At 45.5% G+C, this 14,990-nt stretch carries 10 protein-coding genes; 6 read left to right on the top strand and 4 right to left on the bottom strand.

Features of this window, described 5'->3' with window-relative positions:
- Window positions 1-35: 35 nt before the first annotated feature.
- The gene (locus HW988_RS19205; RefSeq protein ID WP_304504522.1) at window positions 36-2,408 is read right to left on the bottom strand and encodes an NADP-dependent malic enzyme; all 2,373 of its coding nucleotides are present in this window, start codon (window positions 2,406-2,408) and stop codon (window positions 36-38) included.
- A gap of 521 nt (window positions 2,409-2,929) precedes the next feature.
- On the opposite strand from HW988_RS19205, the gene HW988_RS10480 reads away from it, so the two are divergent.
- The 3 genes from HW988_RS10480 to HW988_RS10470 all read left to right on the top strand — a co-directional run bounded on the left by HW988_RS10480 (window position 2,930) and on the right by HW988_RS10470 (window position 7,734).
- The gene (locus HW988_RS10480) at window positions 2,930-3,898 is read left to right on the top strand and encodes an HNH endonuclease (protein WP_181604232.1); all 969 of its coding nucleotides are present in this window, start codon (window positions 2,930-2,932) and stop codon (window positions 3,896-3,898) included.
- A gap of 312 nt (window positions 3,899-4,210) precedes the next feature.
- Window positions 4,211-5,554, top strand: coding sequence for a thiolase family protein (locus HW988_RS10475; protein ID WP_181604231.1), 1,344 nt, complete (start codon window positions 4,211-4,213; stop codon window positions 5,552-5,554).
- A gap of 29 nt (window positions 5,555-5,583) precedes the next feature.
- The gene (locus HW988_RS10470; protein WP_181604230.1) at window positions 5,584-7,734 is read left to right on the top strand and encodes a 3-hydroxyacyl-CoA dehydrogenase NAD-binding domain-containing protein; all 2,151 of its coding nucleotides are present in this window, start codon (window positions 5,584-5,586) and stop codon (window positions 7,732-7,734) included.
- Between the two features lie 195 nt (window positions 7,735-7,929).
- Here the strand turns inward: HW988_RS10470 and HW988_RS10465 are convergent, their stop codons facing one another.
- Window positions 7,930-8,730 carry a TIGR02147 family protein gene (locus HW988_RS10465; protein WP_181604229.1) on the bottom strand — a complete coding sequence of 267 codons (801 nt, stop codon included), beginning with the start codon at window positions 8,728-8,730 and terminating at the stop codon, window positions 7,930-7,932.
- A gap of 242 nt (window positions 8,731-8,972) precedes the next feature.
- Between HW988_RS10465 and HW988_RS10460 the strand changes: the two genes are divergently transcribed.
- A complete protein-coding gene (locus tag HW988_RS10460) occupies window positions 8,973-9,659 on the top strand; it encodes a HAMP domain-containing sensor histidine kinase (protein WP_181604228.1) in 687 nt (228 codons plus the stop codon).
- Between the two features lie 71 nt (window positions 9,660-9,730).
- Window positions 9,731-10,126: a hypothetical protein gene (locus HW988_RS10455; protein ID WP_181604227.1), complete on the top strand. Its 396-nt coding sequence runs from the start codon at window positions 9,731-9,733 to the stop codon at window positions 10,124-10,126.
- A gap of 9 nt (window positions 10,127-10,135) precedes the next feature.
- Here HW988_RS10455 and HW988_RS10450 read toward each other — a convergent pair whose 3' ends face one another.
- On the bottom strand, window positions 10,136-11,941 hold the full coding sequence (locus tag HW988_RS10450; protein ID WP_181604226.1) for a glycoside hydrolase family 15 protein: 1,806 nt from the start codon (window positions 11,939-11,941) through the stop codon (window positions 10,136-10,138).
- A 46-nt stretch (window positions 11,942-11,987) separates the two neighbouring features.
- Here HW988_RS10450 and HW988_RS10445 point away from each other — a divergent pair, with 46 nt between their 5' ends.
- Complete coding sequence (locus HW988_RS10445) at window positions 11,988-14,174, top strand: bifunctional alpha,alpha-trehalose-phosphate synthase (UDP-forming)/trehalose-phosphatase (protein ID WP_181604225.1); 2,187 nt, start codon at window positions 11,988-11,990, stop codon at window positions 14,172-14,174.
- On the opposite strand, the gene HW988_RS10440 is transcribed toward HW988_RS10445, so the two are convergent.
- The gene (locus tag HW988_RS10440) at window positions 14,171-14,935 is read right to left on the bottom strand and encodes a 4-hydroxy-tetrahydrodipicolinate reductase (RefSeq protein ID WP_181604224.1); all 765 of its coding nucleotides are present in this window, start codon (window positions 14,933-14,935) and stop codon (window positions 14,171-14,173) included. The two genes, HW988_RS10445 and HW988_RS10440, sit on opposite strands and share 4 nt — an antisense overlap.
- Window positions 14,936-14,990 lie beyond the last annotated feature (55 nt).

Here is a 14,990-nt window from a genome sequence, read left to right as displayed (position 1 = left end):
GGCTTTAGATTTTATGAACGAATGTAAAGGAGTCTTTACTGTTTTTTTACTTCGCGGGACTTCAAAACATCTTTGATGAATTGCGCTTCCAGTGCCGTGAATACAACTGAATTCACGATACCGTCCACTGTCGTCGTTCTTTGCAAAACGTTGCAAGATCTGCGAACCCCCGTCAAGAATGGTCCGATCACTTCCACTTTGCCCACTTGCTGGATCAGTTTATAAGCGATGTTGGATGACTCCAAATTAGGGAAGATCAAAATGTTTGCGCCACCTTTAAGATCAGAGAACGGGAACAAACGTTCCATGATCTCTGGATTTACAGCTGTGTCCGCTTGCATATCACCATCAACCATCAGGCCGGGGCGATTTTTCTTAACAATCTGAGCCGCTGTTTTCATTTTGCATGGAGTGCCTTCGGCGCCGCTGAAGTTTGAGTATGAAAGCATCGCGACCTTCGGTTCAATACCAAAGTACTCAACAACTTTCGCAGCCTGCATTGCGATTTGCGCGCATTGCTCGGCCGTTGGGTTGAAGTTCACAGTCGTATCTGCAAGTACCAGGAATTTGTCTTCAAGCAAGATAAAGTTCAAACCCGCTGGGATGCCGTTTTGGTAAACCCCCACAGTCTGCAAGATTGGTTTTACAGCGTCTGCGTAATTCACAGAAGCACCATTCACCACTCCATCAGCATCGCCCATGGTAACCATCATCGCTGCAAAGTAATTCGGATCAGCCATCAAGCGCTCAGCTTCACGCATGTTGATGCCTTTACGCTGCCTTAGCGAGTACAGCTTTTCAACGTACGTAAAGAATTTTGGATAAGTCGCCGGATGAATAACTGGAACGTCATTCAATGCCGGGATATCCAAGGCCTGGATTTTTTCTTTCACGCGGTCTGGGTAACCTAACAAAATTGGTTGGCAGATTTTTTCTTCAACCAAAGTGGAAAGAGCTTTAAGAACCTTTGTGCTTGTGCCTTCAGGGAATACGATGCGCGGAAGTTCGCCACCCATCGCTGTCGCGTTTTGGTGAACGCGATTGATTGCGGAGCGGATGAAAACTTTCGACGGACCTTGCAGGGCTTCCAAAGTTTCGCGGTAGTGATCCCAGTCTTCGATCTTTCTTGTTGCGACACCTGATTTGATAGCAGCTTTCGCCACCTCCGGCGCCACCCAAAGAAGAACACGGGTGTCGAATGGTTTCGGGATTAGGTATTCGCGACCGAACTTAAATGTTTTACCACCGTAAGTTGCAGACACGCGGTCTGGTACTTCTTCGCGTGCAAGTTTTGCCAAAGCGTGAACGGCTGCGAGTTTCATTTCTTCATTGATCTGAGTTGAACGCGTATCCAATGCTCCACGGAAAATAGACGGGAAGCCCAAAACGTTATTCACTTGATTTGGGTAATCCGAGCGTCCCGTCGCAATGATGGCATCGGGACGAGCAGCGCGTGCCTTGTCCGGCGTGATTTCTGGTTCTGGATTTGCCATCGCAAAGATGATTGGATCTTTCGCCATGTCTTTAAGCATCTCAGGAGTCAGGGCTCCGGCGACAGAAAGACCTACGAATACGTCAGCACCCTGCAAAGCTTGGCTGAGAGTGCGCACTTCAGTTTCGGCTGCGAAGTACTCTTTGTATTTATTCATCCCTGCCGTACGACCTTTGTAGATCACACCTTGAGAGTCACACATGATGATATTTTCACGGCGTGCACCCAGCGAGATAAAGATTTTAGCGCAAGAATTCGCAGAGGCGCCCGCACCGTTTACGACGATACGTACGTTTTCCATTTTTCTGTTGGTGATAGAAACGGCGTTCAGCAACGCTGCTCCCGATACGATCGCAGTTCCATGCTGATCATCGTGGAATACGGGGATCTTCATTTCTTTTTTCAGACGCTCTTCGATTTCAAAACATTCTGGAGCTTTGATGTCTTCCAGATTGATACCACCGAATGTTGGCTCCAATGTTTTGATCGCGTTACAGAACGTGTCCACGTCGTTCGCATCCACTTCGATGTCGAATACATCGATACCAGCGAATTGTTTGAAAAGAATTCCTTTACCTTCCATCACGGGTTTGGAAGCGTGCGGGCCGATGTTGCCCAATCCCAGAACTGCTGTTCCGTTAGAGATAACTCCCACCAAGTTTCCTTTGGCAGTATAGTCGTACACTTTGGAAGAATCCTTAGCGATAACTTTGCAAGGAGCCGCGACCCCTGGGGAGTACGCAAGTGAAAGGTCTTTCTCAGACACGCAAGGTTTTGAAGAGATGACTTCGATTTTACCGGGTTTGCCGCGGCTGTGATATTCCAATGCTTCTTGGTCGAAGTTGTTGGTCGCGTGTTTCGCGTCGGTTGCTGGCTTGTCTGAATTCTTGCTGTTCTTGTTCAATTCTTTTTCCAAGGAAATTTCCTTTCGCAGTCTGCGCTCCGATTGGGCCGGAGCATGCTCCTTTTTCGTGGGGGAGTTTTTAGAAATTTTCTAAAGCTTTTCAGCGTTTAGCTCTCTCGCGAAATAAGTGCAGTTACTCTATAAAACCTTTGCTTAGGGGGTCAATAAGTGGGGTGATTGGCGCGGGTAGCAATGCGATGACGCATGCCGCTTTTCGCTCGCGAGAAGGGATTCTGCCTGCGAATGTGGCGTTTTTGAGAAGAGAAATGTCAGACACGTCGGTTGACTTATAGTTCTCGGTTGCTGGTTGAAGCACCGGCGGAAAATCGAAGCCGTGAATATGTCATCGGCGGAACCTAGTCGGGGTAAAATGATGCAATCAGTTACCGAAGCGGAGGTGAAACTTGTTGGTGTGCAATGAAAATTGTCCGAAATCTGAATCTGGTGATGGGTGTGCTGGTTTGGAATAGATCTTAATTGGGTATGGAGCTTGCTAACTCTTTAGAGAAAGAAAAATTAAATCGGGGTACTGCATGAGCAGACTGACTTTCCTGAGCAATCATGAGTTAGAACAGAATTTGAAAAGTCTTATTCGTAAAGAGCGGATGCTTTTGCATTTGATTCTAGAGCACATTCTCGAAGTTGATGCTCGCAAACTATATTCAGAGCGTTCTTACTCGACGATGTATGACTATCTTACGAAGGAGCTCGGCTATTCGAACGGAGCAGCGATGCGTAGGCTTGAGGCGGCTCGTTTAATGAAAGTTGTTCCGACTCTTTCTGACAAAATTCAAGATGGAAGTATTAATTTAAGTCAGATTGGTGAACTCGCTCGAGCGATTAAGGAAAAGGAAAAGGCAGGTGAGCAGATTTCAGCAGCAACTAAAACTGAAATCGTTGAGCAAATCTCCGGATTGAACGTCGAGCAAACCCAAAAGACCGTCGCTATGAGCTTGGACATTGAGCTTAAAGATCCCGAAAAAGTCAGAGTGCAGAAAGATGATTCGGTACATCTTTCCATCACATTCACTCGAGAGCAATTTGATATGCTGATGAGTTGCAAGGAAAAAGCCGCACACAAACTACAATTGGCTGACGGGGATTATTCTTGGGCGAAAGTTATAGAAGTTGTAGCTGGGCAATTTTTGGATGAGAAAATGTTTAAGGCTAAAAAAGCGAAGCGCTCAGGTTCTTCAAAGGATATTTTTGCAGAGTCTTTTGTCGCATCGTCTGAAGATGGCGATAATACGCTTCGTGATAATAAATCCCTCACCTTAAAAACACGCAGATACATTCTTAATCGCGATAAGTGTTGCCAGTACAAAGATAAGCTCACTGGGCGCCAATGCCGTAATACCTATGGTTTGCAAGTCGATCACATAATTCCGCGATGGAGTGGAGGAACCCATGCGCCTGCGAATCTGCAAGCACTCTGTGGGGCTCACAATAATCTCAAATATCGTGAGGAGGCGGGGATCAAGCTCCGGCGAGTTTCGAAGTGAACGCGACGAGAGCTAAAAATACGAACAAGGAATAAAACTGAAGAGCAGGATTATTGAAGCAAGTGTGAAACATAACTCTTTCGGGTGCGGCCAACCTGGACCCGTGCTTGCTTTAAGCTAGAGCTGTGGTTCTATTTCCCCTCGGAAAAACTGAGAAAGTGTTTCGAAAAAGCCCCTCGACCTCCTTAGGATATCGAGAAAGGTTGTCGAAACTAGACCTCGCTTCGTAATTCTGCGTTTGTGTTTGGTCCTCACATGGAAAACCTGTACGATTTTCAGTGGTTAGTCTGAATTACCCAACAGGAGTTTTCTATGAAGTCACCACGTGATGTGGTTCTCGTTGAAGGTGTGCGTACACCATTCGCAAAATCAGGTACAAAACTTAAAAAAGTTCACCCAGCACAGTTGGGGCAAGTTGCGCTTAAGCAATTAATCGCGCAAACGAACTTGGATGTAAATTCCGTTGATGAAGTGATCATCGGAAACACTGGTAATCCACCAGATGCTGTGAATATCTCGCGCGTTGTTGCTCTGAATGCAGGTATCCCGATGAAAACATCGGCGTACACTGTTCACAGAAACTGTGCTTCAGCACTTGAATCGATCTCTAACGGTTTTGAGAAAATCAAATCCGGCACGATGGATGTTGTGATCGCGGGTGGTACTGAATCCATGTCGCAAATCCCAACTCTAGCGCCGCAAAAATTCCAAGATATCTACGAAAAACTTTTCGCAGCAAAAGGTCCAAAGCAAGCTTTGCCACTGTTGTGGAAACTTTTTAAAGCAGACGTAAGCCAGATCAAGGCTCTTCTTCAAGGCAACATGAAAGATCCATACTTCCCACAAATCGGGGTGATGTTGGGTCTGACGGATCCTTTTGTAGGTATCAACATGGGGCAAACAGCTGAGATCCTGGCAAAAGAGTGGGGCTTGAATCGTCAGATGCAAGATGCTTTTGCTCTTCGTTCACACCAGTTGGCTTCCAAAGCGATGAAAGAAGGTCGCATGAAGGAAGAATCCACTCCGGTGTACTTGGCTCCTGAATACAAAGAAGTGATTTCCGAAGACATCGGTCCTCGTGACACTCAAACAATGGAGGCATTAGCGAAATTGAAACCGTTCTTCGATAAAGCAACGGGTACAATCACAGCGGGTAACTCTTGCCCCATCACAGACGGGGCCGCAATGGTGCTTTTGATGTCTCGTGAGAAAGCAGAACAAGCAGGTTACAAACCTCTTGCGACAATCCGTTCTTACGGTTTCGCAGGTCTTGAGCCAGAGCGCATGGGGCTTGGCCCCGCGTATTCAACTCCACTTGCACTTAAGCGCGCGGGTCTTTCTTTGAAAGACATCGGCTTGGTAGAGCTTAACGAAGCCTTCGCGGCTCAAGTAATGTCCTGCCAAAGAGCCATGGATTCTGACAAATTTGCCCAAGAGAAACTTGGCTTGTCGGCAAAAGTCGGAGAGATTCGTGACGAGATCCTGAACGTTAACGGTGGTGCGATTGCATTGGGCCATCCAGTGGGCGCGACAGGGACTCGTATCGTATTGACTCTTGCGAAAGAAATGAAACGCAGAGGCGTACAGCATGGGCTTGCAACACTTTGTATCGGTGGCGGTCAAGGTGGTTCTATGATTCTTGAAAACGAAAACTAAACTGGCGATTGCATCTAGGAGTTACACAAATGTCTATGCTAGAAAGTATCAGAATTAATCCACAAGGTGAAATCGCAGTTGTTGAGTTCGATCTTGTTGGTGAAAAAGTTAATAAATTTTCAACACCGGTGATGATGAGACTGAAAGACGTCGTTGAAGAACTACGTAAGTCTTCATTTAAGGCGGTGATCTTTAAATCCATGAAGCCTAAAATCTTTATCGCTGGCGCGGACATCGAAGAGATCAAAGGCATGACGACGAAAGAGCAATTCAACGACGCGGTTAAGGCGGGGCAAGAGATCATGAATATGGTTGAAGACCTTCCGATGCCAACATTCGCGTCTGTGAACGGCGCATGCATGGGTGGTGGGTGTGAGTTCATCATGTCATGCGATTACCGAATCGCTTCCGATGATTCGTCAACGAAGATCGGTCTTCCAGAAATCCAATTGGGTATCTTGCCAGGTTTCGGCGGTACTCAACGTATGCCTCGTATCATGGGCTTGCAGGCCTCTTTAGATATCATCCTTGCTGGTAAAGCAGTGAATTCTAAAAAAGCGTTGAAATCAGGCTTAGTAGACAAAGTCGTTCATCCAAATCTTTTGGACGAGCAAGCGATCAAATGGGCGAAAGAAGTCATCGCGGCTGGCGGTCAAAAACGTCGCAAGAAATTCCAACCGCAAGGTTTGGTTAATAAAGTCCTTGAAGGCCCAGCAAAAGGCATTGTGTTTAAGAAAGCCCGTGAAGGCGTGATGAAAGCAACGAAAGGTCACTATCCAGCTCCGCTTAAAGCGTTGGATGTGATTCAGAAAACTTACGGCATGAGCGATCGCGATGCGGGAATGCGCATTGAGCGTGAAGGCTTCTGCGAGTTGGGCGTAACAGCTGAATCTAAAAACTTGATCCACGTTTACTACCTAACTGAAATGGTTAAGAAGCAAACGGGCGTATCTGGTGTGAATGTTAAACCTAAGGACGTTAAAGGCCTGGGTATCTTGGGTGCTGGCACAATGGGTGGCGGTATCGCTTACGTCGCAGCAGACAAGGGTATTCAAGTTCGTATGAAGGACTTGAACCCAGATGCACTAGCAAAAGGTTTGAAGCACGCAAGTGACCTATGGATGAAGTTGGTAAAACGTAATTCCATCGACAAATATCAATTCCAGCAAAAAATCGACGCCGTATCTGTAACAACTGACTATTCTGGTTTTAAAAACCTCGATGTGGTTGTGGAAGCGATCGTTGAAGATATGGGTATCAAGCAAAAAGTAATCGGTGAGTGTGCCGCTCAAATGCGCCCTGACGCGATTATCGCAACGAACACGTCTTCTTTGTCAGTGACTGAAATGGCGAAAGGTCATCCACGTCCTGAGTACTTCGCAGGTATGCACTTTTTCAATCCGGTAAATAAAATGCCACTGGTTGAAGTTATCCGCGGGGAAAAAACGTCGGACGAAACGATCGCTACTATTTTCGAATTAACTAAGAAAATGGGTAAAATGCCAGTCGTTGTTAAAGACGGCCCGGGCTTTCTTGTGAACCGTCTGCTTTTGCCATACATGGCAGAAGCTGCTTGGTTGATGCAAGAAGGTATGAGCATTGAAGTCGTGGATAAAGCCTATGTAAAAGACTTCGGTATGCCAATGGGGCCATTCGAATTGATGGATGAAGTGGGTCTTGATGTTTGTATCAAAGTTCTAAAAATTTTCAAAAAAGCTTTCGGCGAGCGCATCGAAATGGCGCCTTGTATGGAAGCCTTGGAGAAGTCAGGCCGCTTGGGGCGTAAGAATGGTAAAGGTTTCTACACTTACCAAGCAGACGGCAAACGCGGTGATGTCGATCAAACAGTGTATGGCGCATTGGGCTTGGGTTCTCCAAGCAATCCTCTGCAACCAAAGGAATGCATCGAGCGTGGTGTATTCGCGATGGTGAATGAGTGTTCGCTGGCTTTGATCGAAGATCATATCGTTGAACTTCCACACGAAGTGGACTTGGGTATGATCATGGGTACGGGTTTCCCACCATTCCGTGGTGGTTTGCTTAAGTACGCAGACAGCATTGGCTCGCAATATATCGCTGATCAATTGGCGACGTATGCTTCCAGTCGCAATGCCAAACGTTTGAAACCAGCAACGCCTCTGGCGAATATGGCTAAATCAAACGCTAAATTCTACAAGTAATCGCCATCAGTGAGGGCTCTATTGAGAAATCGGGGAGCTTTGTTGGGACTGCGAAAACTTGGAAAATATCCTTACTAAACCGAAGCCGGAGTAAAACTCCGGCTTTTGTTTTTGTTAGGTTAGTGATGCAGTTTCTGATTGGGTTTAACACCAAAAGTACGTGAACTTTGCTTGTTAACAAACAAGATGCGAAATTTAGTACTCGAACAAGTCAATATTCAAACAGTAAGAAACTTCAGGCGCGTCTTTCATCGATTGATTCAAGCGTTTGATTTCCTCAAGCAGTTGCGCGCGCAGTTTCATCGCAAGATCTTTTGAAATTGCCATGGGACACGTGTAGTGCAGATGATTTTCGTTATAGTGGTCCATACGCTGAATCGCGCGCTGGCGCCAGTTTTGGTGGTGACGGAAGATCAATGGATCGGAAGCATCCAGATGAGTGTAGCCGCGGCGATATTTCAATCCATCATCAAATTTTCCAACCAAACCGACATCTATCAAGAACTGCACGGCTGATTCCACGCGAGGCTCAGGCACGTTTAATTTCATCGCGATGTCTTTGATACTGCGGCCTTGCTCGGTGGGAACCAAATTGCGAACAGCCGTGTAAAGCCAGTTCGAGTAATAAACAGCCTTTTGCTGATCTGTCAGATGGCGGTCTGTCGAAACTTTCGCAGAAACATGTTTTGATTCCGCTTGCAGGGTGCGCAGTCTCATCATCAAACGCTCGCGCAACTTCACCGTGCCCACGCGGCCGATATCGACAAGTACCAATAGATAATCGGTTTCTTTCTCTGTCAGTCCCATATCCAAAGCCATCTCGTAAGCTTGTTCAGAGGACAGATGTTTGGTGCCCGCAAGGATCTGAGTCAGATAGGAGCTGCTCATATTAGCAGAGGCCAGGAGTTGTTTGCGGCGGCCCGAAGCCTGGTTTTCTTCTAAGGCTAAAAAATCTTTCAAATAGTTGCGATAGTCTTCGTACTCAAAGATGTTCATGGGCCGTCCTTGGAGGGGTTTGTCCGACCTCCGATATATAAATCTTAGTTTAAAACCCCATAAAATCAATGGGTTAAGGGCTAAAACCCGGATATCCCGGACTTTACCAACAGTAAACCGAAAGGCCCGGTTTTTAACTTCAGGTAAGTCGCTTAAAGCCCTCCACAAGGTTATCTTAGCTTCACCGGGCAAGCTTAGATTTCAGCTTTGCTGAACGAGGCTCCGGCAAACAAGAGGCAGTTATGAACACAGCAATTAAGCTTAAAGAACATTCAAAGGTACGCCAGGCGGCTCATGACATCCGCTCGCCGCTATCTGCTTTGAATATTCTTGTTAAGACATGCGGTGATTCATTGTCAGAGGATGCTAAAGCATTACTTGAAGCTTCTATTAAAAGAATAAACGAGATTGCTGCGGATCTACTGGCGATCGAAGAGTCTTCTCAAGAATCTTCTGTAGAAATCACAAACGACAAAGGGATGACGGGAGTTGAACTTCAAGCATCACTTCAAGGTATTGTGAACGAAAAGCGTGTGCAAACTCAGTGTGAAGTATTGCTTCATGCGAATCTTCGTCACGTGTCTGCAGGGTTTTCTTTGCCAAGATCATATTTTGAAAGAATCGTTTCTAATCTTGTCGATAATTCTATCCAAGCCATGGGTGAGAGAGCTGGTCGGATCCAGATCATGGTAACGGAGAATATCGACGGCTCCCTTTCGATCCAGGTCCAAGATAATGGTTCTGGCATTCCTTCGCACCGTCTGCCTTTGTTGGGTCGTAAGGGAGCTACTTTTCGTAAAGGTGGTACAGGGCTTGGTTTGTATCACGCAAAAACTGTTATTAACCACTTCGGTGGCGAAATGGGTATCATCAGCGAGGAGGGTGTGGGCACCATGATTAAAATCAAATTGCCCCGCCGCTTATCATAGTCCTGCATCCTTCTCGATTTTTTTGAAAGAATACATATTTAGAACGCCTCTCAATGGAATTACTATAGGGAATGCATAGACGATTATTCGAGGCCATTATCATCGCGCTCACTTTGACTTCAAGTCTGGAGGTCTTTGCACAAACATCCACTCATACAATCATGGTTGATCGGGTTTTTAGCGCGCGATCGCGTTCGATGTCTTATCGTTATTTGGTTCGTATCAGCTGTCAGCCAGCCGGAGAGAATATCATTCGCAGACCAGCAAAGAATGCTTCTTTTAAATGGAAAATCGGCGCGGAGAAAGGCTCGTCGACAACCGATTCAAATGGACGGGCAGAGTTCACGCAAACTGCTTTTGATGGCAATTTGACCGAAACGATGGAGATCGAATATCAAAAGCAGCATCTTGTTTTTTCCTCCCCCAAAGGGCTCCAGACAGTCACTGTTCAGCAGGACTGTCGTTGAGAAAAATCTTTAAGATAAGAACGGTGGTTTCTTTCTGGCTTTATCAATTGCATAAGCGCAGTTGATCACGCCCACGTGACTGTAAGTCTGTGGGAAGTTCCCCCATTGGCTGTTGTTTTCAACGTCAAAGTCTTCAGCTAGCAAGCCCACCTGATTCGAAGCTGTTGCAGTGATGTGGCGCAGAAGCTCTTCCGCTTTGTCTTCTTGTCCTGTGGCTGCAAGGGCCTCGATATACCAGAAGCTGCAAACCAGAAACGCTGATTTTTGCAAACCAAAATCGTCGACGTGGGCATACCGAACTAAGAACCCCGGAGAAATCATCAATTCCTTTTCCACGGCGGCAATCAGTTCTTTTGCAAGCTCCGGTGGCTTGTCATGGAAGTAGCCAATCGTAATGAGTTGCAGAATGCTTGCGTCCAATTCCTCAGTGCCAATGGCTTGGGTGTAGGCTTTCTTATCTTTTGAATAGCATTCTTCAATAAGATCTGCAGATCGTTTCAGTGCGGCTTCCGCGCGTTGTTCTAAACTCTGATCACCGAGCTTCCGTGCGACAGATCTTGCAGCTGCGCTTCCAGCCCAGTGGAACATCAAAGCATAAGAGTGCAAGGCTTGCTTGCCGCGGAATTCCCAGACGCCGTTATCGGGGGTGGTCATGTACTGCTCGATATAGCTTAAGGCTTTTTCTACCAAGCGCAACGAACGGCCTGTTTTCGCATTCACACGTTCATCCGTGTAAAGCTTAAATAGAGCCATCAAAATCTGCCCATAGGCATCGTGCTGAATTTGCTCTGCAGCTTGATTTCCAATGCGTACGGGTTTGTTACCCATGTATCCGTCAAGAGGTAAAATAAGTTCGGTGAGATCGGTTGATCCATCAATGCGATAGCACGGCTGATATGTTTTAGAATTTTGAATCTCGATATTTTCGATGAAGTGCGCGTATTTCTCCATCTCTTCGAAATGTCCTAAAGAGTTGATCGCGGATAAAGTGTAATAGGTATCGCGTAACCAACAGAAACGATAGTCCCAGTTGCGTCCTTCATGAGGAATTTCTGGAAGACTTGTTGTTGCTGAAGCAATGATTGCGCCGGTGTCCTCATACTGATGAATTTTTAACGCAAGGGCCGAGCGAATCACTTCGTTTTGGAAAACTTGTGGGAGATGACAGTGCTCAATCCATTTTTGCCAATACTTTTCTGTGCGCTTGAAGAAATCTTCAAATGTGGTCTCCAAAGGACCTTCAAGTGGAATGCCCCACGAAAGTACAAAATAAATATCGTCGTCAAGATAGAAGGGTTTTTCTTCTTGGACATATGTGAGAGGTGCGTTCGTTGTCAGGCGCACTGGATTTTCAAGTCCTTCGTAGCGAATGTGATTACTGCCCATTAAATTTCCAGGTACGATCTCACCGTATTTTCCAACAGGTTTGCATTTTGCAACAATGCGCGGACGCCCAGAGACTTTTTTTACTTTTCGAAAAAGCATTAAGGGTTTATGATATCTTTCAAATAGAGTGAATCTGGGTGCGAAATCAATCACATCGTATGCACCTTCTTTCGTCTCGATACGAGTACGAAGAATATTGGTATTCTTGAGATAGCTTTGATGGGAATTAAAACTGTCAGAGTGAGGTTTAAGAGAAAACTCTCCACCTCGGTCTTTATCAAGCAAGGAACCAAAAATAAAACTAGAGTCGAACCTTGGCCAACACATCCAACTTACGTTGGTGTTTTGTTCTACCAGCGCTAAGAATGCGCAATTTCCGATCAGGCCTTGTTGATATCGATGATTTTTTAATTCTGCAGTAGAGTTCATCGCGAAACCTTTCTGTGATGCAACTCTGATTCTAAACGGAGGAAGAATGATTAGAAAGCCCCAACGCATCTTTGTGAGCAATCGCTTGCCATACAGCATCAATGAAAATGGTGACCTCAAGCGGGGAAGTGGAGGACTTGTCTCAGCGTTGATGGGGGTGAGTCGCAGTGAAAACTTCTCGTGGTTTGGCTTTGAAACGAATGAAGATCATGCCTTAAAAATGCACAACTTAGTTAAGAATACGGAAGCAAATGTAAACTGCTATCCGGTGTATTTGGATAAAGATGTTTATGAGAAATATTATAACGGTTTCGCTAATGATATTTTGTGGCCGTTATTTCACTACGAGTCCCACCTCGCCAATTTTAATCGCAGCAATTGGGAGTTCTACCAAGAGGCCAATAAATTGATGGCTCAGCAAATCGCCGAAGTCGCGCAAGCTGGTGACACAGTGTGGATTCATGACTTTCATTTCTTTCTATTGCCTAAGATGCTTCGTGATCTGTGCCCCGAGGTGAAAATTGGATTTTTCCTTCATATTCCATTTCCAAGTGCCGAGCTCTTTAGGCAAATTCCTGTGCGCGAAGAATTGCTCAGTGGAGTGTTGGCTTGTGATTTGATTGGCTTCCACGAATATTCTTATTTGCGACAATTCATCGTGGCTTTGAAAATGGTTTTGGGTGTAGAAGCAAACTTTATTCAAGCCCAATACGAAGGTCATCGCACGCAGTTGGGAGTTTATCCTATCAGTATCGAGAGTGATGAATTTCGCGAAAAATCTCAAACCCCAGAAGTTGAAGCCAAAGTTGAGGAATACCGTCGTCAGCATTCCAGTCCTTTCGTTATCGTGGGGATTGATCGCTTGGATTACAGCAAAGGTTTGGAGTTGAAGCTTCGCGGATTGCAACACGCTCTTAGGAAATATCCAGAGCTTCGTGAGCGCGTGTCGTTGTTGCAAATTGCAATTCCCACGCGTGAAGACGTTCCTGCTTATATGAGCATCCGCAAAGAAGTCGAGCATCTTGTTGGCTCGATAAACGGAGAGTTCGGAACACCGTCTCACAATCCGGTTCATTACGTTTACAACTCTGTTCAAGAGACGGAATTATTGGCATTGTATCGATCGGCCAGTGCGATTCTTGTGACCAGTAAGCGGGATGGGATGAACTTGGTGGCCATGGAATATGTGATGGCACAAGATCTTAAGACGCCGGGATCTTTAATCTTGAGTGAGTTTGCCGGAGCAGCGTCGTTACTAAGTGATGCTTTGTTGGTAAATCCATGGGACGTGGATTCCATTGCGGATGCTATTAAAAAGGCTCACGATATGGAATTTGAGGAGCGTCTAGATAGAATTTCGCATCTGCAGGATATTTTGTCTAAGTACTCTTCGACAAAATGGGCTCAAGGATTTATTCACGATTTGGAGAATACAATTCTTACACCTCGTCGTATTCCGAAACCAATGCCTATTCGTAAGGAAGATTGGAATAATGATTTTGTAAAGTTCATCGCCAGTCCTCGAATTGCTGTGCTATTGGATTATGATGGCACGTTGGTGTCAATTATGAAGCGGCCCGATCAAGTGGTGTTAATTGAAGAGACTCGTAAGGCACTTTCGGCATTGGCTGAAAAAACAGATCTGTTTATTTTAAGTGGGAGAAATCGAGAGTTTCTGGATAGTCAGTTTCAAGGTATGAAAGTAAATTTGGCCGCTGAACATGGAGCTTTCGTAAAGTTAATTGGGGAAGATTGGAAGACGCGTATTTCCTCTGATATTAATTCTTGGTATCCGCACATTGAAAAAGTCATGAATGATTATGCCGAAAAAGTTCCTCTTTCATTCGTTGAAAAGAAAAAGGCCAGCTTGGTATGGCATTTCCGTCTATCTCCTCAGGACTTTGCTTCCTTCCAAAGTAAAAAGTTGGATGATGAGTTGCAGTTAGGTATGGCGAATCAGCCCGTCACTGTGAATATCGGTAAAGCGATCGTCGAAGCAAAAGCGATCGAATGCAATAAAGGAAGTTTTCTGCGTTGGTTGCGACAGCAAGCGAACTCTGTGCCCTTCCTTTGTGTGGGAGATGATCGCACGGATGAAGATATGTTTGAGGCGCTTGATGGAGCTGGTGTTTCTGTGAAAGTGGGTGAAGGTCAAACGCTGGCGCAATACCGCCTGTCGTCGCAAAAAGACGTCACGCAGTGGCTGTGGAGCCTTGCTTCTGCCCTCTCTTAGATTTCCTGTAATCGGCTTTTAAAAGATTGTTGAAGCGCTTGCTCCATCGAATAAAATCCTTGGGGCTGAGATTGGAGCCATTTCGCTGCGAAAATTGCACCGGTTCCAAAGGCAGCGCGATTGATGCTTTCGTGGACCAATCGAATAGTTTGGTAAGGTAAGCCAAAAATAACTTCGTGTTTGCCTACGATGCCACCCACACGAATGGAATTTACATGCTCTTGAGGATCTAAATCAAGATGACGAGCCAACTTGAGGGCTGTTCCAGAGATATCTTTCTTTTGTCTGAAGTGTTCTTCGATCACTTCGATATCTGCGTGAGGAATCATCTGTTTCAGAATTTTGGAAGCCATGATGAGCCAGTTAATTCCCAAAGTAATATTGGGAGAATATAAAATGGCAGTTCCTTGACTGGCGGATTTAACCTTTTCAATTTCTTCACTGGAATAATTTGAAATTGCGCTGACGACTTTAATATTAAACGCCGCTATTTTTTCGTATATCGAAGTTGTGTTGCCCGAAGAAAAATCAATAACCAAATCAACCGGATTCGCCCTTAAAAAGGAGTCATCCATTTCGTCAAAAGAAATAAATGGAGCGAAATCTTCGGTGTATCCCAGAACTCTGCTGGCAAAGGGGATGGAGGGATCTGTATTCCTACGGCACACCCACCTTAAAGACAAAGAAGGATCGTTAGTGATCTCTTTTGCAACAACAGATCCTGTTCTTCCAAATCCGAAAAGTCCTACTTTCAAAGGCATAGATTCCCCCTGAAAAAGCGACCCTGCAAATTCCTAACACTATGAAGACTGGCTT

The organism is Bdellovibrio sp. KM01 (assembly GCF_013752535.1).
Taxonomy (GTDB): Bacteria; Bdellovibrionota; Bdellovibrionia; order Bdellovibrionales; family Bdellovibrionaceae; genus Bdellovibrio.
Note: the sequence above shows the minus strand (reverse complement) of the source record. Positions and strands in the feature narration are given on the sequence as shown.